The 22,067-nt window shown below is 69.3% G+C and carries 20 protein-coding genes; 15 read left to right on the top strand and 5 right to left on the bottom strand.

The annotated features are described in order from the left end of the window. The first annotated feature begins 13 nt into the window (after positions 1–13). Genes SK854_RS46860 through SK854_RS46845 form a run of 4 tightly spaced genes read left to right on the top strand, consistent with a single transcriptional unit; the run spans position 14 to position 4,546 of the window. Positions 14–928, top strand: coding sequence for an ABC transporter ATP-binding protein (locus SK854_RS46860; protein ID WP_319981683.1), 915 nt, complete (start codon positions 14–16; stop codon positions 926–928). Next, on the top strand, positions 928–1,701 hold the full coding sequence (locus SK854_RS46855; RefSeq protein WP_319981682.1) for an ABC transporter permease: 774 nt from the start codon (positions 928–930) through the stop codon (positions 1,699–1,701). The genes SK854_RS46860 and SK854_RS46855 overlap by 1 nt, the downstream gene beginning before the upstream one ends. Then, complete coding sequence (locus SK854_RS46850) at positions 1,698–2,540, top strand: ABC transporter permease (protein WP_319981681.1); 843 nt, start codon at positions 1,698–1,700, stop codon at positions 2,538–2,540. Before SK854_RS46855 ends, SK854_RS46850 begins: the two co-directional genes overlap by 4 nt. Positions 2,541–2,584: 44 nt before the next feature. Then, entirely contained in the window at positions 2,585–4,546 is a 1,962-nt protein-coding gene (locus SK854_RS46845) for a TIGR03960 family B12-binding radical SAM protein (protein WP_319981680.1), read from the top strand. Between the two features lie 52 nt (positions 4,547–4,598). Here the strand turns inward: SK854_RS46845 and SK854_RS46840 are convergent, their stop codons facing one another. After that, positions 4,599–5,996: a S8 family peptidase gene (locus SK854_RS46840; protein ID WP_319981679.1), complete on the bottom strand. Its 1,398-nt coding sequence runs from the start codon at positions 5,994–5,996 to the stop codon at positions 4,599–4,601. A gap of 236 nt (positions 5,997–6,232) precedes the next feature. On the opposite strand from SK854_RS46840, the gene SK854_RS46835 reads away from it, so the two are divergent. The 7 genes from SK854_RS46835 (at position 6,233) to SK854_RS46805 (ending at position 14,113) form a co-directional block, all read left to right on the top strand. After that, complete coding sequence (locus SK854_RS46835; RefSeq protein WP_319981678.1) at positions 6,233–6,958, top strand: TIGR03936 family radical SAM-associated protein; 726 nt, start codon at positions 6,233–6,235, stop codon at positions 6,956–6,958. A 231-nt stretch (positions 6,959–7,189) separates the two neighbouring features. Beyond that, positions 7,190–10,195: a translation initiation factor IF-2 N-terminal domain-containing protein gene (locus SK854_RS46830; RefSeq protein WP_319981677.1), complete on the top strand. Its 3,006-nt coding sequence runs from the start codon at positions 7,190–7,192 to the stop codon at positions 10,193–10,195. Between the two features lie 242 nt (positions 10,196–10,437). Further along, positions 10,438–10,749: a 50S ribosomal protein L21 gene (gene rplU / locus SK854_RS46825; protein WP_319981676.1), complete on the top strand. Its 312-nt coding sequence runs from the start codon at positions 10,438–10,440 to the stop codon at positions 10,747–10,749. 14 nt (positions 10,750–10,763) lie between these two features. Beyond that, complete coding sequence (gene rpmA / locus SK854_RS46820) at positions 10,764–11,021, top strand: 50S ribosomal protein L27 (RefSeq protein WP_319981675.1); 258 nt, start codon at positions 10,764–10,766, stop codon at positions 11,019–11,021. Between the two features lie 104 nt (positions 11,022–11,125). Beyond that, positions 11,126–12,574, top strand: coding sequence for a GTPase ObgE (gene obgE / locus SK854_RS46815; RefSeq protein ID WP_319981674.1), 1,449 nt, complete (start codon positions 11,126–11,128; stop codon positions 12,572–12,574). Positions 12,575–12,577: 3 nt separating this feature from the next. Continuing rightward, positions 12,578–13,705 (top strand): glutamate 5-kinase, encoded by a 1,128-nt coding sequence (gene proB, locus SK854_RS46810; protein ID WP_319981673.1) that lies wholly within the window; start codon positions 12,578–12,580, stop codon positions 13,703–13,705. Between the two features lie 9 nt (positions 13,706–13,714). Beyond that, a complete protein-coding gene (locus tag SK854_RS46805; protein ID WP_319981672.1) occupies positions 13,715–14,113 on the top strand; it encodes a VOC family protein in 399 nt (132 codons plus the stop codon). Here SK854_RS46805 and SK854_RS46800 read toward each other — a convergent pair. Both SK854_RS46800 and SK854_RS46795 read right to left on the bottom strand, forming a co-directional pair. Continuing rightward, the gene (locus SK854_RS46800; protein ID WP_319981671.1) at positions 14,076–15,341 is read right to left on the bottom strand and encodes an MFS transporter; all 1,266 of its coding nucleotides are present in this window, start codon (positions 15,339–15,341) and stop codon (positions 14,076–14,078) included. The two genes, SK854_RS46805 and SK854_RS46800, sit on opposite strands and share 38 nt — an antisense overlap. Positions 15,342–15,353: 12 nt before the next feature. Then, positions 15,354–15,938, bottom strand: coding sequence for an alpha/beta fold hydrolase (locus tag SK854_RS46795; protein WP_319981670.1), 585 nt, complete (start codon positions 15,936–15,938; stop codon positions 15,354–15,356). A 38-nt stretch (positions 15,939–15,976) separates the two neighbouring features. Here SK854_RS46795 and SK854_RS46790 point away from each other — a divergent pair, with 38 nt between their 5' ends. Continuing rightward, positions 15,977–16,360, top strand: a complete 384-nt coding sequence (locus SK854_RS46790; RefSeq protein ID WP_319981669.1) for a VOC family protein — start codon at positions 15,977–15,979, stop codon at positions 16,358–16,360. On the opposite strand, the gene SK854_RS46785 is transcribed toward SK854_RS46790, so the two are convergent. Then, complete coding sequence (locus SK854_RS46785) at positions 16,342–17,241, bottom strand: AraC family transcriptional regulator (RefSeq protein ID WP_319981668.1); 900 nt, start codon at positions 17,239–17,241, stop codon at positions 16,342–16,344. The genes SK854_RS46790 and SK854_RS46785 overlap by 19 nt on opposite strands. A gap of 82 nt (positions 17,242–17,323) precedes the next feature. On the opposite strand from SK854_RS46785, the gene SK854_RS46780 reads away from it, so the two are divergent. Next, complete coding sequence (locus tag SK854_RS46780) at positions 17,324–17,734, top strand: anthrone oxygenase family protein (RefSeq protein ID WP_319981667.1); 411 nt, start codon at positions 17,324–17,326, stop codon at positions 17,732–17,734. On the opposite strand, the gene SK854_RS46775 is transcribed toward SK854_RS46780, so the two are convergent. Beyond that, entirely contained in the window at positions 17,712–18,896 is a 1,185-nt protein-coding gene (locus SK854_RS46775; protein ID WP_319981666.1) for a cytochrome P450, read from the bottom strand. The two genes, SK854_RS46780 and SK854_RS46775, sit on opposite strands and share 23 nt — an antisense overlap. 40 nt (positions 18,897–18,936) lie before the next feature. Here SK854_RS46775 and SK854_RS46770 point away from each other — a divergent pair, with 40 nt between their 5' ends. Both SK854_RS46770 and SK854_RS46765 read left to right on the top strand, forming a co-directional pair. Beyond that, positions 18,937–19,653 (top strand): alpha/beta fold hydrolase, encoded by a 717-nt coding sequence (locus SK854_RS46770; protein WP_319981665.1) that lies wholly within the window; start codon positions 18,937–18,939, stop codon positions 19,651–19,653. Between the two features lie 112 nt (positions 19,654–19,765). Next, positions 19,766–21,985, top strand: coding sequence for an Ig-like domain-containing protein (locus SK854_RS46765; RefSeq protein ID WP_319981664.1), 2,220 nt, complete (start codon positions 19,766–19,768; stop codon positions 21,983–21,985). The last annotated feature ends 82 nt before the right edge of the window (positions 21,986–22,067 follow it).

The following is a 22,067-nucleotide window of genomic DNA, read 5'->3' as shown; positions in this document are numbered from 1 at the left end:
TAACGTCGGGCGGGTGGACAACCTCGTTGAGGCCAAGGCTCTGACCAAGCACTTCGGGTCGTTCGAGGCCGTGCGCGGCATCGACGTCGAGGTGCGCAGAGGTGAGGCGTTCGGGTTTCTCGGGCCCAACGGGGCGGGGAAGTCGTCGACCATGCGGATGATCTCGTGCGTTTCCGGGCGCACCGGTGGCGAGCTCGAGGTGCTGGGCATGGATCCGGCCACGCAAGGGCCGCGGATTCGGGCTCGGCTCGGAGTGGTGCCGCAGCTCGACAACCTCGACACGGAGCTGACGGTTCGGCAGAACCTGCAGACCTACGGGCGGTACTTCGGGATGTCTCGGCAGAAGTGCCGGGAGAAGGCCGAGGAGTTGCTGGAGTTCGCGCAGCTCGCCGACCGGGCCGATCACGAAGTTGAGCCGCTCAGCGGCGGGATGAAGAGAAGGCTCACGATCGCGCGGTCGCTGGTCAACGACCCGGAGCTGCTGCTGCTCGACGAGCCGACCACCGGGTTGGACCCGCAGGCGCGGCATCTGTTGTGGGACAGGCTGTTCCGGCTGAAGCAGGACGGTGTCACGCTCATCATCACCACCCACTACATGGACGAGGCCGAGCAGCTGTGCGATCGGCTCGTCGTGATGGACGGTGGGCGGATCGCGGCTGAGGGGTCGCCCGGCGAGCTGATCAACAGGTACTCCACCAAGGAGGTGCTGGAGCTGCGGTTCCAGCCCGGTGCGGAGAAGCCGGATCTCGAACGGTTCGCGGAACGGGTCGAGGTGCTGCCGGATCGGTTGCTGCTCTACACGCAGGACGGCGAGGCGACCCTCCAAAGAGTCCACGAGCACGGGGTCCAGCCGGTGCAGAGTCTCGTGCGGCGCAGTTCGCTGGAGGACGTGTTCCTGCGGCTCACCGGCCGGACGTTGGTGGACTGATGCAGACGCTCAGGGCCTCCTGGTTCGGGTTCGAGAAGCATTGGACGTGGTACCGGCGCAACTGGCGGGCCACGGTCGTGTCGAGCTTCCTGACGCCCGTGTTGTTCCTGCTCGCGCTGGGGCTCGGGTTCGGGTCGCAGGTGCAGTCGACGGCGTTGATCGGCGGCGTGCCGTATCTGGAGTACCTCGCGCCCGCGCTGGTCGTCGTCACGGCGTTGCAAGGGGCCACGTTCGAGTCGACGTACGCGATCATGTCGGCGTTTCTGTGGCAGAAGTCGTACGTCGGGATGGTGGCCACGCCGATCACGCCCGCGCAGGTGCTCTACGGGCAGATGTTGTGGATCGGCTCGCAGATGTTCGTGCGGTCCGCGGTGTTCGTGGGGATCGCGGTGGTTCTCGGCGCGGCGGCCGGGCCCGGGATCCTCGTGTCGATCCCGGTCGCGACGCTGGCGGCGCTGGCGTTCAGCGCGCCGCTGGTCGCCTACAGCGCGACGTTGGACAAGCCGGACGGCTTCACCACGATCTTCCGGTTCGTGATGATGCCGATGACGTTGTTCACCGGGGCGTTCTTCCCGGTCAGCCAGCTGCCGGACTGGCTGTTGCCGCTGGTGTGGCTGACGCCCGCGTGGCACGGCATCGAGCTCGCCAGAGGCACGGCGTTCGGCACGATGGACCTCTTACCGGCGTTGGGACACCTCGCGTACCTGACGGCGCTGACGGCCGCGGGCATCGCGCTCGGCGTGAAGTTCTTCCACCGGAGGCTGGCGGTATGACGCAGACCCTCGATCGCGAGAAGGCCGTGCCCGCCAGCGTGGGGCTGTTGTGGCGCGTGATTCCGCCGGGGCTCTACGGCGGCAAGGCGAGCATGCTCGTCGAACGGGCCGCGCTCGTGAACCGGCGCGCGTGGTTCGTGCTGGTCGGCGGGGCGTTCGAACCCGTGTTGTTCCTGTGGTCGCTGGGACTCGGGTTCGGGCAGATGGTGACGGCGGTGGCCGGGCCGGACGGGCGGCCGATCAGCTACGCGACGTTCGTGGCGCCCGCGCTGCTGGCGGCGAGCGCGATGAACGGTGCCGTGTACGACGCGACGTTCAACGTGTTCTTCAAGTTCAAGTACGTGAAGCTGTACGACGCGATGCTCACCACGCCGATGGGGCCGATGGACATCGCGATCGGCGAGATCGCCTGGGCGCTCATCAGGGGCGGGCTGTACTCGGCCGGGTTCCTGGCCGTCATGCTCGGGATGGGGCTGATCTTCTCGCCGTGGGCGGTGCTGGCGTTGCCGGCGGCGCTGCTGGTGGCGTTCGCGTTCGCCGCGGTGGGCATGGCGGCGACGACGTTCATGCGGTCGTGGCAGGACTTCGACCTCGTGCAGCTCGCGGTGCTGCCGCTGTTCCTGTTCTCGACGACGTTCTACCCGCTGTCGGTCTACCCGGGCTGGCTGCAGACCGTGGTGACGTGGACGCCGCTCTACCACGCGATCGAGCTGATGCGGGGCCTCACGCTGGGCGTTGTCGGCTGGGGGATGCTCGGCCACGTCGCGTACTTCGCGGTGCTGGCGGCCGTCGGAACGGTCGTGGCGGCGCGCCGATTGGGCAAGTTGTTGCTGGACTGAGGCGCGATTCGGCCCACGCCTGTGGGGGCCGTTACTCTGGTCGTGTGAGTGTCGAGTCGGTTTTCCCCAGGTTGGAGCCACTGCTGCCGCGGATCTCGAAGCCGGTGCAGTACGTCGGCGGGGAGCTCAACGCGACCGTCAAGGACTGGGACGCGGCGTCCGTGCGCTGGGCTTTGATGTACCCCGACGCGTACGAGGTCGGGCTGCCCAACCAGGGCGTCATGATCCTTTACGAGATCCTCAACGAGCTGCCGGACGTGCTCGCCGAGCGCACGTACGCCGTGTGGCCGGACCTCGAGAAGCTCATGCGTGAGCACGACGTCCCGCAGTTCACGGTGGACGGCCACCGCCCGGTGAAGGCGTTCGACCTGATGGGCATCAGCTTCGCGACGGAGCTGGGCTACACGAACATGCTGACGGCGCTGGACCTCGCCGGCATCCCGCTGCACGCGAAGGACCGCACCGAGGACGACCCGATCGTGGTCGCCGGCGGGCACGCGGCGTTCAACCCCGAACCGATCGCGGAGTTCGTGGACGCGGCGGTGCTGGGCGACGGCGAAGAGGCCGTCCTGGAGATCACCGAGATCGTCAGGACGTGGAAGGCCGAGGGCAGCCCCGGCGGCCGCGACGAGGTGCTGACCAGGCTCGCCGAGACCGGCGGCGTGTACATCCCGCGCTTCTACGACGTGGAGTACCTGCCGGACGGCCGCATCCAGCGCGTCGTGCCGAACCGCGACCGGGTCCCGTTCCGCGTCTTCAAGCGCACCACGATGGACCTCGACGCGTGGCCGTACCCGAAGCAGCCGCTGGTGCCGCTCGCCGAGAGCGTCCACGAGCGGATGAGCGTCGAGATCTTCCGCGGCTGCACCCGCGGCTGCCGCTTCTGCCAGGCGGGCATGATCACCCGCCCGGTGCGCGAGCGGTCCATCGAGGGCATCGGCGCCATGGTCCAGAAGGGCCTGGCGGCGACCGGCTTCGAAGAGGTCGGCCTGCTGTCCCTGTCCAGTGCGGACCACAGCGAGATCGCCGAGATCACCAAGGGCCTCGCGGACCGCTACGAGGGCACGAACACGGGCCTGAGCCTGCCGAGCACCCGCGTCGACGCGTTCAACATCGATCTCGCGAACGAGTTGTCCCGCAACGGAAGGCGCTCGGGTCTGACCTTCGCGCCCGAGGGCGGCAGCGAGCGGATGCGGCGCGTCATCAACAAGATGGTGTCCGAAGAGGACCTCATCCGGACGGTGTCGGCCGCGTTCTCCAACGGCTGGCGGCAGGTGAAGCTCTACTTCATGTGCGGCCTCCCGACCGAGGAGGACGAGGACGTCCTGCAGATCGCGGAGATGGCGAAGAACGTCATCCGCGCCGGCCGGCAGGCCAGCGGCCGCAACGACGTCCGCTGCACCATCTCGATCGGCGGGTTCGTGCCCAAGCCGCACACGCCGTTCCAGTGGGCCCCGCAGTGCGACCCGGACGTGGTCGACGACAGGCTGAAGAAGCTCCGCGACGCCGTGAACAGCGACCGCAGCCTCGGCCGCAACATCGGCATGCGCTACCACGACGGCAAGCCGAGTCTCATCGAAGGCCTGCTCAGCCGTGGTGACCGCCGCATCGGCAAGGTCATCGAGGCCGTGTGGCGCGACGGTGGCCGGTTCGACGGCTGGAGCGAGCACTTCTCCTACGACCGCTGGACCGCGAAGGCGTCGGAACAGCTGGAGCCGCTCGGCGTCGACCTCGCCTGGTTCACCACCCGCGAGCGCGAGGAGCTGGAGGTCCTGCCCTGGGACCACCTCGACTCGGGCCTCGACAAGGAATGGCTCTGGGCCGACTGGCAGGACGCGCTCGACGAGCGCGAGCAGGACGACTGCCGCTGGACCCCGTGCTTCGACTGCGGTGTCTGCCCGGCGATGGGCACGGACATCGAGGTCGGCCCGACTGGTCGCAAGCTGCTGCCGATCTCCCCGGTCGGCGTCGGCTCGCCGGTGAAGAACCCGTCGCTCACGCCGTAGGAGGCTTCTCCGAACGCACGATCCGAGGTCAGGGCCCCGCGAAAGCGGGGCCCTACTTCGTGACGGCGGCCAGCGCGTCCACGAGTCCGTGGCCGTAGAACGAGTTGTACTCCGAGTACCCGGTGCAGAACGCGTCCTGCACACCGGTCCCGTTCAGGTCGTAGTCGCCAGGACAGGCCAGCGTCTCCGCCTGCGCGTTCAGCATGCGTCCCAGCGACACCGCGTCGGTCTCGGGATGCGTCGACGCGATCAGCGCCGCCACCCCCGTCGCGTGCGGAGTCGCCATCGACGTGCCGCACGAGTAGTCGTAGCCGGACGGCACGGTCGACAGCACGCAGCCGGTCGGGGTGCGCGGATCGCCACCCGGTGCTGTCACGTCGATCGCGCCCAGCCCGTACGAGCTGTACCCGGCCTTGGTCTTGGTCGACTCGACCGCCGACACGCCCACCACGTTCTTGAGCTGCGCCGGAAGCACCACGCACGTCGAGTCCACCGGCCGCGTCTGCGCCTCGCCGTTGGTCGGCGACATCGAGTCGCGGCCCGGCCGGGACAGGTCCGCGCCGGCGTTTCCGGCGGCGGCGACCGTCAGCACGTTGCGCGAGGTCGCGTAGTCCACGGCACGCCGTACGGCCTCGTAGATGATGCGCTGACCAGGCTCACTCTGGCAGGTGAACAGGTACGGATCGATGAAGTAGCTGTTGTTGGTGATCGTCATGTTCTGTGAGGCGGCCCACATGAAGCCGCACACCGCGTACTCGGGGTAGATGAACCCGTCGTCGTCCACGACTTTCACGGACGCGATGCGCACGCCCGGTGCGACGCCTGTGGTGCCGCGACCGTCGTCAGCCGCGGCGATGGTGCCGGCGACGTGCGTGCCGTGGGCGGAGGTCGTCGGGATCCAGGCGGACGGCGACGTGTCGGGCTTGCCGGTCAGGCACCCCGCGGACAGTTCGGGGGCCAGCGCGCCCACCAGATCGGGGTGGCGGGCGTCGACGCCGGAGTCCAGGACGCCCACGACGACGGACTTGGAACCCGTCGTGATCTCGTGCGCGGCCGGCGCCTTGATGAGATCCATGTCCCATTGTTCGGCCGAGCGCACGCCAGAGGGCCGGAACAGCTCCGTGTCGTCCTTCTTCCGCTTCACCGACCGCTTGGCGATGCTCTCGCCCTGGGCGCTGTAGGCGCGCTCCGGGCCGATCAGCCTGAGGAAGCCCGGGTCGGGAGAAGTGGCCACGGCGACCGAGATCTGCGGGTAGTAGACGGTGGTCAGGCCGCACGCCTCCGTGATCTCCGCGTTCGCCGTCTCAGCGGGCGTGGACTGCGGAAACACCACCAGGTAGCGCAGCAGCGGACCGGGCTGGATGCAGGACTGAGCCTCCGGTGCGGGGTCCGGTTCCGCGCCGGCGGGCAGGGATGCCGCCAGACACCCGGCGACGAGCAGTGCGGTCATCGCCGCCGCTCGAGCGCGGTGGGGCAGAGGCACCAGGGACCTCCAGTCGGCAGGGCGTCCAGTCAGCCGGACCGTAGCCACGCGCAACGATCTAGACAAGCTGAACGTTCTGAATCAGGTTCACGGTACCGTCCTACTGGACGAACAGCCTGCGCCGATGGGACCGCTCACCCGTCGGAACACCAAGGGGAGCACCGCTGAGCCGCAACCTGCCCAACAACCCGTCGGCCGTCGCCGTGCAGAAACTGCGCCTTCGCTACACCAAGCGGGGGAGGCTGCGTTTCACTTCGCACCGCGACATCGCTCGCACGTTCGAACGTGCGCTGCGCAGGGCAGGCGTACCCATGGCGTACTCGCAGGGGTTCAGCCCTCACCCGAAGGTGTCGTGGGTCGGCGCCGCGCCGACCGGTGTCGCCAGCGAGGCGGAGTACGTCGAGGTGTCGGTGGTCGAGGAGCTCGACCCGGAGGCGCTCAGGATCGCGCTCGACGAGGCGTTGCCACCCGGCATCGACGTCGTCGACATCGTCCAGGCGCGCGGTGGCAACCTCACCGAGCGCATCGACGCGAGCGAATGGCGGATCGAGCTCGACGGTGTCGAGCCCGATGAGCTCGCGAAGGCGGTGAGCGTCTTCCTCGCGGAGGAGTCCGTCGAGGTCGAGCGGCTCACCAAGAACGGCACGAAGATGCTCGACGTGCGGCCCGCCGTCGTGTCAGCGCTGGTCGAACCACGTTCGAGCGACGCCGGACACGATGACACCGCTTTGTCACGACCGTGTGGGATACTCATGACGGTTGTACGGCAGGTAACGCCTACCGTGCGACCCGACGACGTGCTGAATGCGCTTCGCGTCGTGGCCGATCTCGTGCCGCCGGTACCTGCGAGAGCAACCCGGATGGCCCAGGGAAGGCTCGACGGCGAGGGCAGGCTGGTGGACCCGCTCCAGCAGGACAGAGAGTCCTGACGAGCGCTGACGGTGTCAGTTCGGTTCGGACCAACCTTGTGATGCGCATACAGGAGGAGCGGCGCTGACAGCGGCGTCGTCGTGGGACCTGCGCAAGCGTGCGCCCAGTGAGGCGCCACGCCACTGCGCGCGAGGCAAGGATTCCCGCCGCGAGCAGCGGTGGAGAGAGACCAAGAGAGGCCCCTGCGCGGCCGCGTCCTCACGGGACGCGCCCGGGGGTGGAGGAGCTGCATGTCGAACAAGGACAAGCCTGCCGGTGTCACCGGCGGGCAGGGCGTGGTTGCCGCACGCCCTGAACTGGCGGACCTGCCGGACAAGTTGCGGGTCCACGCTCTGGCGAAACTGCTGGACGTCAGCAGCAAGGACGTGATGACGGCGCTGGCGGACCTCGGTGAGGTCCCCAAGAGCGCGCAGTCGAGCGTCAGCCGCGACGTCGCGCTGAAGGTCGCCGAAACGCTCGTCGACTGGGACGACGTGGTCACCGGTGAGGTCACCGAGGACTACGAGGCGCCCGCGATCCCGGCGTTCGAGGCACCGGCGCTCGCGCCGATCTTCGCCGCGCCGAGCGCGGTGTTCCTGCCGCCCCAGCCGATCGAACGGCCGAAGGCTCCGCCCTCGCCGTTCGTCGTCGAGGAGGAGCCGGTCGCCGAGGAGAAGTCCGTCGGCGAGATCGCCGCGGACGAGCTCGAGGCCGCCGAAGCCTCCGAAGCCGACGCCGAGGTGGACGGTGACGACGAGGCGGACAGCCGTCGCCGGCGCCGTCGTGGCCGTCGTGGCCGAGGCCGCGGCAAGGGCACGGACGCCGAGGGCGGCGAGGAGACCGACGAGGCTTCGGCCGAGGACGCCTCCGAGCCCGCCGAGAGCGACGACGCCGCCGAGGCCGAGGACGAGGGCGACGAGAGCTCGACCCGTCGCCGCCGTCGCCGCCGTCGCCGCAAGACCGGCGCGGAGGACGAGGTCACGTCCGAGGACGACCCGCCGAACACGGTCGTGCACGTCCGCGAGACGCGGGACGCGCGCGACGACAAGGCCGACTCCGAGGCCGCGCAGAGCGAGGTGCGCAGCATCCGCGGCTCGACGCGCCTGGAGGCCAAGCGCCAGCGCCGTCGTGACGGTCGCGAGGCCGGCCGCCGCCGCGCCCCGGTGCTGACCGAGGCCGAGTTCCTGGCCCGCCGCGAGGCGGTGGCCCGCACGATGGTCGTCCGCGAGCGCGGCGACCGCACCCAGATCGGCGTGCTGGAAGACGGCGTGCTGGTCGAGCACTTCGTCACGTCGTCGGGCTCCGGCTCGATCGTGGGCAACGTCTACCTCGGCCGCGTGCAGAACGTGCTGCCGAGCATGGAAGCCGCGTTCATCGACATCGGCCGCGGCCGCAACGCCGTGCTCTACGCCGGTGAGGTCGACTGGGACGCCGCCGGTCTCGAGGGCAAGTCCCGCAAGATCGAGCAGGCCCTGTCCAGCGGCGACAGCGTGCTCGTCCAGGTCACCAAGGACCCGGTCGGTCACAAGGGCGCCCGCCTCACCACGCAGATCAGCCTCCCCGGCCGCTTCCTCGTCTACGTGCCGGGCGGCGGTGCCACCGGCATCAGCCGCAAGCTGCCGGACAACGAGCGCAAGCGCCTCAAGGACATCCTCAAGCGCGTCGTCCCCGAGGACGCCGGCGTGATCATCCGCACCGCCTCCGAAGGCATCGCCGAGGAGGAGCTGGGCCGCGACGTCACGCGTCTGCAGGCGCAGTGGAAGGTCATCAAGGAGAAGTCGGCCAGCACCTCCACCAAGGCGCCGACGCTGCTCTACGAGGAGCCGGACCTGCTGGTGAAGGTCGTCCGCGACCTGTTCACCGAGGACTTCGCCCAGCTCGTCGTCCAGGGCGACGAGGCGTGGGAGGTCATCGACTCGTACGTCCGCCACGTGGCGCCGGACCTGCAGGACCGCCTGAAGAAGCACGTCGGCAACAACGACGCGTTCGTCGAGTACCGCATCGACGAGCAGCTGATGAAGGCGCTCGACCGCAAGGTCTGGCTGCCCTCGGGCGGCTACCTGATCATCGACCGCACCGAGGCGATGACGGTCATCGACGTCAACACCGGCAAGTTCACCGGTTCCGGCGGCAACCTCGAAGAGACCGTCACGCGCAACAACCTGGAGTCGGCGGAGGAGATCGTCCGCCAGCTCAGGCTGCGCGACATCGGCGGCATCATCGTCATCGACTTCATCGACATGGTCCTGGAGTCGAACCGCGACCTGGTGCTGCGCCGCCTGACCGAGTGCCTCGGCCGCGACCGCACGCGTCACCAGGTCGCCGAGGTCACCTCGCTGGGTCTCGTGCAGATGACGCGCAAGCGGGTCGGCACCGGCCTGCTCGAGGCGTTCAGCCAGACCTGTGAGCACTGCCGCGGCCGTGGCGTCGTCGTGTCCACCGAGCCCGTGCACTCGCACGGCGGTGGCAACGGTGGCGGCCAGCAACAGCAGCAGCCGCAGCAGCAGAGCGGTGGCCGCAAGTCGCGCCGCAACAAGGGTGGCGGCGAGCAGGCGGCCGAGACCACCGAGACCAGCGAGGTCGTCGAGGCGTCCGTCGAGGCGCCGGAGGCCCCGGTCGAGCCCGAGATCGTCGAACCCGGCGAGCCCGAGGACACCTCCGAGGACGTGGTCGCGGCCGACCAGGAGCACGAGGCCCACGGCCGTCGTCGCCGTCGTCGCCGTGGCCGCGACAAGGAGCCGCAGGCCGTGGTCGACGCGGTCGTGGTCGAGGAGCAGGCGCTCAACGGACACGTGCCGCACGAGGTCGCGGAGGACCCGGCGCCCGTCGAACTCGAGCCCGTCGTCACCGACGCCGAGCCCGACGTGATCGAGGAGACGGCCGAGGAGCTCGTCGAACCGGTCGCCGAAGAGGCGCCGGTCGAGATCGCCAGGCCGCTCGTGACCGGACGCATCGGTGCCCAGCGGCCCGTGCAGGTGGCCGAGCCCGAGCAGGAGCCCGTGGCTGCCCCGCAGCCGGTCTCCGCGCCCGAGCCCGTCGCGGCGGCCCCGGTGGCCGCCGCGGAGCCCCCCGCGGCACGCCCGCGGCGTCGTGCGGCCAAGCGCGCCGCCGGTGCCCCGGCCGCGGAGGCGCCCGCGCCGATCGTCGTCGAGGTGCCCAAGCAGCCCGAGGTCCAGATGCCCGCACCGGTGGTCACCACCACCCGCAGGCGCCGCGCCGTGTCGCGGCCCGCGGGACCGCCGGTCCAGGAGGACTGACGCGAATGAAGTGAGAACCGGGGTCGCCTGCGGGCGGCCCCGGTTTTCGCTTGTGAGGGACCGCACAGCCTGCGGGAACGTGATCAGGGCACCCCAGTTTGCTCCGGCAGTACCCACTCCCGTAACCTTGTGGACGGCCCGCCATCCGACGGGTCCTGTCGTGTGCCCCCTCTGCTGTTTTCCTTCGCAGACGGGTTGGCGCGCGGCCCGTCACCATCGAGTAGCAGGAGACTTCCGTCCTGATGTACGCGATCGTCAAGACCGGCGGCAAGCAGTACAAGGTCGCTGTCGGCGACATCGTCGAGGTCGAGAAGCTCGAGGGCGAGCCGGGCACCGAAATCTCCCTCCAGGCGCTGCTCGTGGTCGACGGCACCGACGTCACCGCAGACGCGGCGTCCCTGGAGAAGTTCTCGGTGACCGGCAAGCTGGTCGAGCACACCAAGGGCCCGAAGATTCGCATCCACAAGTTCAAGAACAAGACCGGTTACCACAAGCGACAGGGTCACAGGCAGAAGCTGACCCGCGTCGAGGTCACCGGCATCACCGGTAAGTGAGGACCTGACTTCTCATGGCACACAAAAAGGGTGCGTCCAGTTCCCGCAACGGCCGTGACTCCAACGCCCAGTACCTGGGTGTGAAGCGGTTCGGCGGTCAGGTCGTCAAGGCCGGCGAGATCCTGATCCGCCAGCGCGGCACCAAGTTCCACCCCGGCGTCGGCGTCGGCATCGGCAAGGACGACACGTTGTTCGCCCTGCTGCCCGGTGCGGTGGAGTTCGGTTCGAAGCGCGGTCGCAAGACCGTCAACATCGTTCCGGTCGCGGTCTGAGGACCGTTTCCGCAACGTAGTCATACCTCTGCGAGGGGCGGGACCGGTCAACCGGCTCCCGCCCCTCGTTGTTTGTCCAAAGTCTTTTGAGAGGAAGTATTTCCGTGGCCCGCTTCGTAGACCGGGTGGTGATCCACGCTGCCGCCGGCAACGGGGGCAACGGGTGTGCTTCAGTGCACCGCGAGAAGTTCAAGCCGCTCGGCGGACCGGACGGCGGCAACGGGGGCCGTGGCGGCGACGTCATCCTCGTCGTCGACTCGCAGGTGCACACCCTGCTGGACTTCCACTTCCACCCGCACGCCTCCGCCACGAGCGGCAAGTCCGGCGCCGGTGCGAACCGCGACGGTGCGAACGGTGAAGATCTGGTCCTGCGCGTCCCGGACGGCACCGTCGTGCTGACCGAGTCCGGCGAGGTCGTCGCGGACCTCGTGGGCGAGGGCACCCAGCTCATCGCCGCCAGTGGTGGTCGTGGTGGCCTCGGCAACGCCTCGCTCGCGTCCAGGGCCCGCAAGGCCCCCGGTTTCGCGCTGCTCGGTGAGCCGGGCGAGACGCGCGACCTGGTGCTGGAGCTCAAGTCCGTCGCGGACGTCGGCCTGCTCGGCTTCCCGTCGGCCGGCAAGTCGTCGCTGATCTCGGTGCTGTCCGCGGCCAAGCCGAAGATCGCCGACTACCCGTTCACGACGCTGGTCCCGAACCTCGGCGTGATCACCGCGGGCGAGACCATTTTCACGATGGCGGACGTCCCCGGCCTGATCCCCGGTGCGTCGCAGGGCAAGGGCCTCGGCCTCGACTTCCTGCGTCACATCGAGCGCACCGCCGTTCTCGCGCACGTCGTCGACTGCGCGACGTACGAGCCGGGCCGCGACCCGATCGCGGACATCGACGCGCTGGAGAAGGAACTCGCGGAGTACACCCCGTCCCTCGGCGGCAACTTCGAGGACCGCCCGCGCGTGGTCATCCTCAACAAGGTCGACATCCCGGACGCCCAGGACCTCGCCGACATCGTCCGTCCCGAGATCGAGGCCCGCGGCCTGCCGGTCTTCGAGGTGTCGGCCGTGACCCGCCAGGGCCTGCGCGAGCTGACGTTCAAGCTGGCCGAGGTCGTGCGCGAGTACCGCGCCGCCCAGCCGAAGAAGGAATCGACCCGAATCGTCCTGCGGCCGACCGCCGTCGACGACCAGGGCTTCACCGTGATCGAGGACCCCTCGGTCGAGGGTGGCTTCATCGTCAAGGGCGAACGCCCCGAGCGCTGGATCCGCCAGACCGACTTCTCCAACGACGAAGCCGTCGGTTACCTCGCGGACCGCCTCAACAGGCTGGGTGTCGAGGAAAAGCTCGTGAAGATGGGTGCTGTCCCCGGCTGCCAGGTCACCATCGGCGACCTGATCTTCGACTGGGAACCGACCACTCCGGCCGGCATCGCGATGACGATGACCGGACGTGGCACGGACATCCGTCTCGAGAACAACGACCGCATCGGCGCGCACGAGCGCAAGGCCCTGAAGAAGGCCCGCCGCGCGCCCGGTGACTACGGTGATGTCAGCGAGGAGTAACCCGTGACGGCCCCCGCGGTCTCACAAGCTCGAACCGCGGTCGCTTCGGCGAACCGCATCGTGGTCAAGGTCGGCTCTTCTTCTTTGACCACAGCGGAAGGTGGCCTCGACCCGGCGCGTCTCGACGCGCTGGTCGACGCCCTCGCCGCCCGCGCCGCGGCAGGTAGTCAGGTCGTGCTCGTGTCCTCGGGCGCGATCGCCGCCGGCCTGGCGCCGTTGAAGCTGTCCCGCCGCCCGCGCGACCTCGCCACCCAGCAGGCCGCCGCGAGCGTCGGGCAGCTGACTCTCGCGCACGCCTACGCGAACTCGTTCGGCCGTTACTCGTTGACGGTCGGCCAGGTTCTGCTGACCGCCGACGACGTGGTGCGCCGCGCCCACTACCGCAACGCCCAGCGCACGTTCTCGCGTCTGCTGGCTCTCGGCGCGGTCCCGGTCGTGAACGAGAACGACACCGTGGCCACCGAAGAGATCCGCTTCGGCGACAACGACCGTCTCGCGGCCCTGGTCGCCCACCTCGTCGGCGCCGACGCGTTGTTCCTGCTGTCGGACGTGGACGCTCTCTACTCGGGCGACCCGCGCAAGCCGGGAGCCGTGCGCATCTCCGAGGTCTCGTCAGCGTCCGATGTGGACGGTGTGCAGGCCGGAACCGTCGGTGCGTCCGGCCTCGGCACCGGCGGCATGGCCTCCAAGCTCGCCGCAGCGCGGTTGGCCTCGTCCGCGGGCATCCCGGTGCTGCTGACCGGTTCCGCCGAGGCCGGTCGTGCGCTGACCACCGCCGACGTCGGCACCGCGTTCGCCGCCACGGGTTCGCGCCTCACCGCCCGCCGTTTCTGGCTCGGCTACGCCACCGACGCCAACGGTCGCCTGCACCTCGACGACGGCGCGGTCGCCGCGGTCGTGGGCAGGCGTCGTTCGCTGCTGGCCGCCGGAATCACCGGGGTGGACGGCGACTTCGAGGCAGGCGACGTCGTGGAGCTGGTCAGCCTGGCCGGCGAGGTCGTGGCCCGCGGCGTGGTCGGCTACGACGCGGCGGAGCTCCCGTCGTTGATCGGCCGCAAGACCCACGACCTGCCGGAGGAACAGCGCCGCGAAGTCGTGCACGCGGACGACCTGGTGCCACTACATCGCTAGTGTCGGTGCATGGCACGGATGCACGATGTCGTCATCGACTGCGCTCATCCCGCGTCGCTCGCCCGGTTCTGGGCGCAGGCGCTCGACGACCACGAGATCGCCCCGTACGACGAGGCCGAGCTGGCACGGCTGAGCGCCATGGGGATCGACGACCCCGAGGACGACCCGTCGGTGCTGCTCGACGGGTCGCCGCGGTTCTTCTTCAACCGCGTGCCGGAGCCGAAGACGGTGAAGAACCGGGTGCACGTCGACCTGTGGTGCGACGACGTCGAGGCCGAGGTGGCGCGGCTCGTCGATCTCGGTGCCTCGGTGGTGAGCCGCGACGGCGTCTGGTTCGTGCTGACCGACCCCGAAGGCAACGAGTTCTGCCTCAGCTCAACCGAACACCCTTTGTCTCCGGAAGCGTGAGGACCACGAGGAACGTGATCACCGCGCTGACCGCGACGTACCAGAAGAAGACGGTGCCGCCCACGGCCTGGATGACCAGCGGTGCGGTGCCGCCGAACACCGCGACGGTCAGGTTGTACCAAGCCCCGATGCCGAGCCCGCGCAGTTCGGTCGGGAACAGCTCGCTCATGATCGCGGGCGCGATCGACGTGATCGCCGTGTAGAGCCCGAGCCCCACGGCGAACACGATCACGAGGTTCGTCAGGCCGGGTTTGACCAGGCTCGACAGCGGCACAACGAGCAACGCCATCGCCGCCGACCACACGAGCATCTGCGGTTTGCGGCCGTAGCGGTCCGCCATCCACCCCATCGGGTACTGCAGCGCGATGAACACGACCGTGCCGATCGACAGCGCCAGGAACACGTCGATGTCGTTGGCGCCCTTGGTCTTCACCGCGAACGGCGTCAACGCGCTGAAGAACGTGTAGAAGCTCAGCGTCGAGAGCAGCGTGATGCCGATGAGCTGCCCGACAGCCTTGGGATGCTCCTTGAGGGTCATCATCAACGGGTTGCGCAGGCTCTCGGCCTTGGCCTTGTTCTCCTCGAACTGGTCGGTCTCCTTGAGTTCTCGCCGCAGCCACAGTCCGATCAGGCCCAGCACACCGCCGATCAGGAACGGCACGCGCCAGCCGTAGGAGGCCATGGCGGCCTTGTCGAGGTTGCGCGACAGGAAGAACCCGAGCAGCGACGCGATCAGCACCGCGGCGCCCGTAGAGATGTAGAAGAACGACGAGTAGCGGCCGCGGTGGGTTGCGGGCGCGATCTCCGCCAGGTACGCCGACGCGTTCGACACCTCGCCGCCCAGCGCCATGCCCTGTGCGATGCGCGCGAGCACCAGCAGTGCCGGGGAGAGCCAGCCGACCTGCTCGAACGTCGGCAGCAGTCCGATCGCGACCGAGCCACCGGACATCAGCACGATGGTGAAGATCATCGCGGTGCGGCGGCCCTTCAGGTCCGCGAACCGGCCGAGCAGATAGCCGCCGAGCGGCCGGAAGAAGAAGGCGAGCGCGAAGGTGGCGAACGTGCTCAGCAGCGCGGCGGTTTCGTTGCCGGAGGGGAAGATCTGCGTCGCGAAGTAGATGCTGAACGCTGTGTAGATCCCCCAATCGAACCACTCCACTGCGTTGCCGGCGCTGGACGCGACAAGCGTGCGTACGGGCAGTCGATGCGTCTCCGAAGTAACCGCCATAGACGCACCCAATCACATACGGCGACGAATCGGCGCGTATGTCTCAACCGGTTCATTGGTCAGGAAGTCAACGATCATCGCGTTGCACAGCGCGGGTTTCTCGTGCAGCAAGCCGTGTGACGTGCCAGGAACGACTGCCAGCTCGGCATTCGGCAGCGCCCGGTACATGGCCGTGGCGTGCTCCAGCGTCACCTCGTCATCGTCGCCGATCATGATCAGCGTCCGGTTCGGAAGCTTCCCGAGATCTGCGCCGGTCAGCGCGGGCGAACGGTGGTGCATCGGCGTGAGTTCCGTGGCCGGGTCCCAGCCGTCGTGGTGGTAGACGCCGCACACGACCACAAGCCGTTGCACGAGATCAGGTCTGAGCACGGCCGTGAGGAGTGCGACCGTGGCGCCGTCGCTGCAACCGAGCAGGTGAGCGGGTCCGGTCCGCTCCAGGAACTGGATGGTCTCGTGCGCCATCTCGGTGTGGTCCTGAGTGGCCTGATCGACGCGATGAGGCGCGTGCAGAGCGAAGTCGGCGAGCGCGTCGAACTGCGGCCCGAACGCTGAAGGGTCCGCGCCGCCGGGGTGCAGAAGTACGAGTGAGGCAGCCATACGCGTGTAGACCTTCCCGGAAGGCGATACTCATCGCCGTGCGATCTATTGGTTTGGTGACGTTGGTGGTCCGCGACTACGACGAGGCGATCCGCTTCTACGTGGAGGGACTCGGGTTCACGCTGGTCGAGGACACCCCGCAGGGCGACAAGCGCTGGGTCGTGGTGTCGGCGGGGCAGGGGACGTCGCTGCTGCTGGCACAGGCTGACACAGGTCTGCAGCAGGCACGAGTGGGCGACCAGACCGGCGGCCGCGTCGGGTTCTTCCTGAACACCGACGACTTCGACCGCGACCACGCCCGCATGGTCGCTTTCGGCGTGCACTTCCGCGAGGAGCCGCGTGACGAGGTCTACGGTCGCGTGGCCGTGTTCGAGGACCTCTACGGCAACCGCTGGGACCTGCTTCAGCCCGCCCGCGCCTGACCGGGCGACACCCCGACGATCCGTTTGAACGCCCGGCTGAACGCGGCCTCCGACTCGTAGCCGAGGCCGCGGGCGACCTCGCTGACCGTGCTGTCGCGGTCCTTCAGCCTGTTCATCGCCACGTGCATGCGCCACCGCGTGACGTAGCGCATGGCCGGTTCGCCGACGAGTTTGGTGAACCGCGCCGCGAACGCCGACCGGGACATGGCGGTCTGGTGCGCGAGGCGTTCGACGGTCCACGGCTGGGCGGGATCGCGGTGGATCAGTGCGAGCGCCTGCCCGATCTGCTGGTCCTGCAACGCGCCGAGCCAGCCGGTGCGCGCGGCCGGGTCGTTGGCGAGCCACGAGCGGATCGTCTGGATGACCAGCACGTCCGCGAGCCTGGTGATGACCGCTTCGCCGCCGGGCCGCACGGCTTGAGCCTCGGCGGCCATGAGGTCGATCGTGGCGCGCATGTCGTCGGCGCGCCGCACGTACAGCACGTTCGGCAACACGTTGATGAGGTGCTTCGCGGCCGGATGGTCGAAGCGGACCGCACCACACACGAGGTGTGTCACCGCGCCGCCGCCACCGTGCCGCAGGATCGCGTAGTTGTCGGTCTCGAACTCGTGCGGCAACGTCGTGACGATCGGCGACTCCGCGTCGCCGTGGAAGAGCCGGTGGCTTTGACCGCCGGGGACGAGCAACACGTCGCCGGGTTCGAGCGAGATGACCTGGCCGTCGACCTCGACGTCGCACCGGCCGCTGGTCAGGACGTGGAACCACAGGCAGTCCGCCATGTCGGGCATGGTCGCGCCCCACGGCTCGGTGAGTTCGTTGCGGCAGTAGAAGGTGCCGGACATCCTCAACAGGTGCAGTGCCTCGCCCAGTGCGTCCGTCATGGCGTTGATTCTGGACGAACGAGCAAGCTCGCGCGATGAATTGTCATTGAGAGTCCGGCGCTCGCAGGTCAGAGTGAGCGCCATGGGGACAATCACGCTGATCGCAGCCGCTGCCACCGGTCTGATGGCCGGTCTGTTCTTCGCCTTCTCCGTCGCCGTCATGCCCGGTCTCGCCGACCTGCCCGCCGAGCAGGCTCGCGAGGCGATGCGCCGGATCAACGCGCGCATCCAGAACCCGGTGTTCCTGCTGGTGTTCCTCGGCACCGCCGTCCTGTGCGGCATCGAGGTCTTCCAGGGGCGGATCGTCGGCGGCCTGGCCTACGTCGTCGGGTCGTTCCTGCTGACGATGTTCGTCAACGTGCCGATGAACAACCGTCTCGAACGGACCGACGACGCCTACTGGCCCGAGTACCTGCGCACGTGGACGATCTGGAACCACGTGCGCGCGTTGGCCTGCCTCGCGTCGATGGTCATCCTGCTGCTCGGATTCTGAGGCCGTTCTTGGGGCGCATCGCGGCGAGGCCGGTCGGCGTGAGGCGCTGGGGGAGCAGTTCGGGTTTCGGCCTTTGCAGCAACGCTTTCAGCATCACGGTCAGCTCGGTCGTGGCGAGTCCGGCGCCGACGCAACGGTGCGGGCCACCGCCGAACGGCAGGAACTCGTGCGGCGCCGGCTTGGTCTCCCAGCGGTCCGGGTCGAACTTCAGCGGGTCCGGGAACACCTCGGCCAGCCGGTGCGTGACGTACGGGCTGTACAGCAGGAACGTGCCCTGCTTGATCTTCTTCCCGGCGAACTCGAACGACTGCGCGGCGACCCGTGCCGAGACGACCGCCGGCGGGTACAGCCTGAGCGTCTCGTTGACGACGTTGGCCAGGTAGTCGTCGTCCTGCTGCGCTCGCTCCCAGACCCCGTTGTGCCGCAACAGGTTGAACACCGCCCACGCCATCGCGCCACTGGTCGTCTCGTACCCGGCCGCGATCAGCGTGACGATCTGGTCGCGCACCTCCAGGTCGCTCAGTCCGTCACCCTGCACGAGAGAGGTGAGCACGTCACCGGCCGTTTTGCCCTGACGCGTCTCCTCTATCGCCTTGTACACCCGCGCGTCGACGGCTCGGCGCGCTCTCATCGCGTTGCGCCAGGCCGGGGCCTTCATCGTCCTGAGCACCTTGACGACCGCCGGGTTGCGGTCGATCAGGTTGATCAGCACCTGCAGGTGCGCGCCGAAGAAGTCCGAATCCTGCGCCAGTTCCTCGCCGAACAGCGCGTGGATCGTGCTGCGCCGGATCGCCCTGCGGAACTCCTGGTACGCGTCGACGGTCTCGCCCGGCCGCCACGCGTCGATCGTCGTCTCGGCGTTGGCCCGCATGACCGGCACGTAGCTCGCGATCTGCCGATGCGCCAACGCGGGCTGCACGAACCGGCGCCGCCGCTTGTGGTCCTCGCCGTCGCTCACGATCAACGACGTGGGCCCGTCCACCGGCACCAGTGACTGGAACGCCTGTTCCACCTCGAACAGCTCGGAGTTGCCGAACACGAATTGGTTCGCCTCCGGCCCGAGCAGGTAGGTGTACGGCCCCACCCGCACGACCGGTCCGAACCGCCGGTGCAGACCGGAAAGGAGGTCTGCCTGCCGGTACCGCACGACGTCCGGAATCATGGCGCTGACAGTGCCACACCGCGCCGGGGGACGGTTCGCAATGGCAGCACGGGTTTCACTGCCCACCGTGGACGTCGGTGGCGTGCGCATCGCCTACCGCCGTGAGGGAACCGGTCCGGCCGTCGTGCTGCTGCACGCCCTGGCCAGCAGTTCCTCGACGTGGTCCTCGTTCACCCGTGACCTGGTGGCGTCCGGTCGTGAGGTGATCGCCGTGGACCTGCGCGGACACGGTCAAAGCTCGTGGACCGGCGACTATCTCCTCGACTCGGTGCGGCAGGACGTCGTGGGCGTGCTCGACGCGCTCGGCATCGCCGGCTTCGACCTCGTCGGCCACTCGCTGGGCGCTCACGTCGCCGCTCTGCTGGCCGGCCGGCACCCGGACCGCGTCCGCACACTCGTCCTGGAAGACCCGCCGGTGCCGCCGCGATCAGGCCCGCCCCGGTCGCTGAGGCGTGGACTGTCGCTGTTCCTCGCCGTGCAAGGCCTGCTTCGGCGTGAGTTCGACCGCGGCATGGTGTCCCCGGTCCTGGCCCAGCTCCGCGCCCCGGATCCACAGTGGTGGGACGGCCTGTCCGCGATCAAGGCCCCGACCCTGGTGATCGGTGGCGGCCCGCGCAGCACCATTCCGGGGGAGAGGCTCGCCGCGATGGCCGCCGAGATCCCGCACGCCGAGCTGACCACGATCGACGCGGGCCACCGGATCCACAGCACGCGGCCCGCCGACTTCCGCGACGCCGTGCTGCGTTTCCTGCCCTGACGGCCAAACGGCTCACATCGACTCGCTTTCGGGTGAAGATCGTGTCATCCCGAACTGGTTTGCGAGACCCTTTCGCCGGGTCGGGGGACTCTCTGCACGGAAGGCATCCTTGATGTCCCGAGCCAGGCTCGCGATGGCACTCACCATCGGCCTTGTAGGCGCGAGCGTCGTGTTAGTTCCATCGGCACTCGCCGACCACTTCGTCTCGAAGACTTTCAATCCCACCGGCGGCGAACAGACCTACACGATCCCCGCGGGCGTCAAGAAGCTCCACGTCGTCGCCATCGGCGGACGCGGCGGCCAGGGCGCGGACGGCGGCGACGACTCGGGCCCGAGCGGCAGACCGGGCCACCGCGCCGAGGCGGACCTGGCCGTTCCCGCAGGCGTGACGCAGCTGGTGGTCGGCGTGGGCCAGAACGGCGGCGACGGCAACGGCGCGACCGGCGGCGACCCCGGCTACGGCGGTGGCGCGTCCGGCGGTTTCGGCACCCCGTTCGCGGGCGGCGCGGGCGGTGGCGCGAGCGACGTGCGGATCTGCTCAGGACAGTCGTGCGACAAGGTCGTCGTGGCCCCGGGCGGTGGAGGCGGCGGCGGACGCTGCTTCGCGATCGGCTGCCTCTCCGGCAACGACGGAGGCAACGGCGGTGACAACAACGGCGGCACGCCCGGCATCCCCGGCCCAGGCGGATTCCCCGGCTTCCCGGGCATCTTCGGCCTCGCCGGCGTAGGCGCGCCGGGCAACCCCGCGACCGCGGGCGGTGGCGGCGGTGGAGGAGGCGGCGGTGGCTGGTACGGCGGCGGAGGCGGCGCATCCGGCTCCCAGGCGCCGACACCACTGGCCGTCGCCGTGGACGGCGGCGACGGCGGCCACGGCTCCGCACGGGCAGGCGCCGGCGTCTCGAACTTCGCCACGGCGGAAACCACCGACGAGCCGTCCGTGACCATCAGCTACCTGGTCGAATCCACCACGATCACCTACACCGGCCCCACGTCCGGCTTCACCGGCGACCCGGTGAGCCTCTCCGCCCGCCTCACCACCGCGACCGGCCCGGTGCCGGGGGCCCAGTTGGTGTTCCGGCTCAACGCCGACGAGACCTGTGCCGGCACCACCAACACCGACGGCGTCGCGACCTGCTCGATCACCCCCGCCGAGTCCGCGGGCAACTACCCGCTGGCGATCGGCTACGGCGGCGACGTGACCCACCAGCCGTCGAGCACCGAAGTCCAGTTCGCCGTCACCCGCAAACCGACCACGCTCACCTACACCGGCGCCCTGACCGGCGACTTCCACGACCCCGCAACGGTGTCCGCCCGCCTCACCCTGACCGGCTCCGGCACCCCGATCGCGTCCCAGCCCGTGGCGTTCAAGCTGAACAACACCGAAACCTGCACAGGCACCACGAACGCCGACGGCGCGGCCTCGTGCTCCCTGACGCCCGGCGAACCGGCAGGCACCTACCAGCTGACCGCGACGTTCACCGGCAGCAAGGCGCTCCTCCCCTCCAACGCCACCACAGATTTCGTGGTGACCAAAGAAGAAACCAGCCTGACCTACCTCGGCGACTCCAAGGTGGCCAACGCAGAACCAGCCCGCCTGGCGGTCAAACTGACCGAAGACGACACCACCCCGGTCGCCCGGCGCAGCATCCAGCTCACCCTGGGCGGCATCCAGTCCTGTGTGGACACCACCGACGCCGCAGGCCTGGCGGAGTGCACGATCGCCTCCACGGACCAACCGCTCAACGCCGCCGCGACCGTCCCGGTGACAGCAACGTTCCCCGGCGACCAGTTCTACGAACCGAGCACCACCTCCGCCACGCTCGCCCTGCGACACATGACAGGCCGAGGCTTCGGCCTCTCCGGCAAGGCAGCGGGCCTCACCGTCGCGCCGACGCCGGACACCGGCGAAGTCCGCACGGCCCAAGCCACCACCACCGCACCACCCTGCGCCGCGACGATCTCAGCCCCGGTAGGAGCCTGGGCGCTGTGCACGTCGGCGACCACGACCCTGGCCCCCGGCACCTCGACCACCCGCACGTCCGTCGCGGAACTGGGCGTAGGCCTGGTCGCTCTGCGAGACGTGGTGGCAACCTCCCGCAGCACCTGCGGCACCGCGACCGGCACCGTCACCATCGGCGCGCTGACGGTCGCCGGCCTCCCCGTCACCGTGACAACGGCACCCAACACCACGATCTCGTTGCCCGGCGGCAAAATCGTGATCAACGAACAGGTCCCGGTACCCGGCGGCCTCAAGGTCAACGGCGCCCACATCACCCTGCCCGGCGTCGACCTGGTGGTGTCGTCCGCGACCTCGGCCATCCACAACTGCTAGCGGTGTGGCCCGACCCGTTGGCGGGCGTGTTCACGCTCAGCAGGGCGCATCGTGGTGCCGGCCCGCGCCCCCGACGACTCCG

This window comes from Lentzea sokolovensis (assembly GCF_033949975.1).
Lineage (GTDB): Bacteria > Actinomycetota > Actinomycetes > Mycobacteriales > Pseudonocardiaceae > Lentzea > Lentzea sokolovensis.
Note: the sequence above shows the minus strand (reverse complement) of the source record. Positions and strands in the feature narration are given on the sequence as shown.

Coding starts and splice junctions, on each gene's coding strand:
- SK854_RS46855 (WP_319981682.1), top strand. CDS start 928: ATGCAGACGCTCAGGGCCTCCTGGTTCGGGTTCGAGAAGCATTGGACG.
- SK854_RS46850 (WP_319981681.1), top strand. CDS start 1,698: ATGACGCAGACCCTCGATCGCGAGAAGGCCGTGCCCGCCAGCGTGGGG.
- SK854_RS46840 (WP_319981679.1), bottom strand. CDS start 5,996: ATGACCGCACTGCTCGTCGCCGGGTGTCTGGCGGCATCCCTGCCCGCC.
- SK854_RS46830 (WP_319981677.1), top strand. CDS start 7,190: ATGTCGAACAAGGACAAGCCTGCCGGTGTCACCGGCGGGCAGGGCGTG.
- rplU (WP_319981676.1), top strand. CDS start 10,438: ATGTACGCGATCGTCAAGACCGGCGGCAAGCAGTACAAGGTCGCTGTC.
- rpmA (WP_319981675.1), top strand. CDS start 10,764: ATGGCACACAAAAAGGGTGCGTCCAGTTCCCGCAACGGCCGTGACTCC.
- SK854_RS46805 (WP_319981672.1), top strand. CDS start 13,715: ATGGCACGGATGCACGATGTCGTCATCGACTGCGCTCATCCCGCGTCG.
- SK854_RS46800 (WP_319981671.1), bottom strand. CDS start 15,341: ATGGCGGTTACTTCGGAGACGCATCGACTGCCCGTACGCACGCTTGTC.
- SK854_RS46795 (WP_319981670.1), bottom strand. CDS start 15,938: ATGGCTGCCTCACTCGTACTTCTGCACCCCGGCGGCGCGGACCCTTCA.
- SK854_RS46785 (WP_319981668.1), bottom strand. CDS start 17,241: ATGACGGACGCACTGGGCGAGGCACTGCACCTGTTGAGGATGTCCGGC.
- SK854_RS46780 (WP_319981667.1), top strand. CDS start 17,324: ATGGGGACAATCACGCTGATCGCAGCCGCTGCCACCGGTCTGATGGCC.
- SK854_RS46775 (WP_319981666.1), bottom strand. CDS start 18,896: ATGATTCCGGACGTCGTGCGGTACCGGCAGGCAGACCTCCTTTCCGGT.
- SK854_RS46770 (WP_319981665.1), top strand. CDS start 18,937: ATGGCAGCACGGGTTTCACTGCCCACCGTGGACGTCGGTGGCGTGCGC.
- SK854_RS46765 (WP_319981664.1), top strand. CDS start 19,766: ATGTCCCGAGCCAGGCTCGCGATGGCACTCACCATCGGCCTTGTAGGC.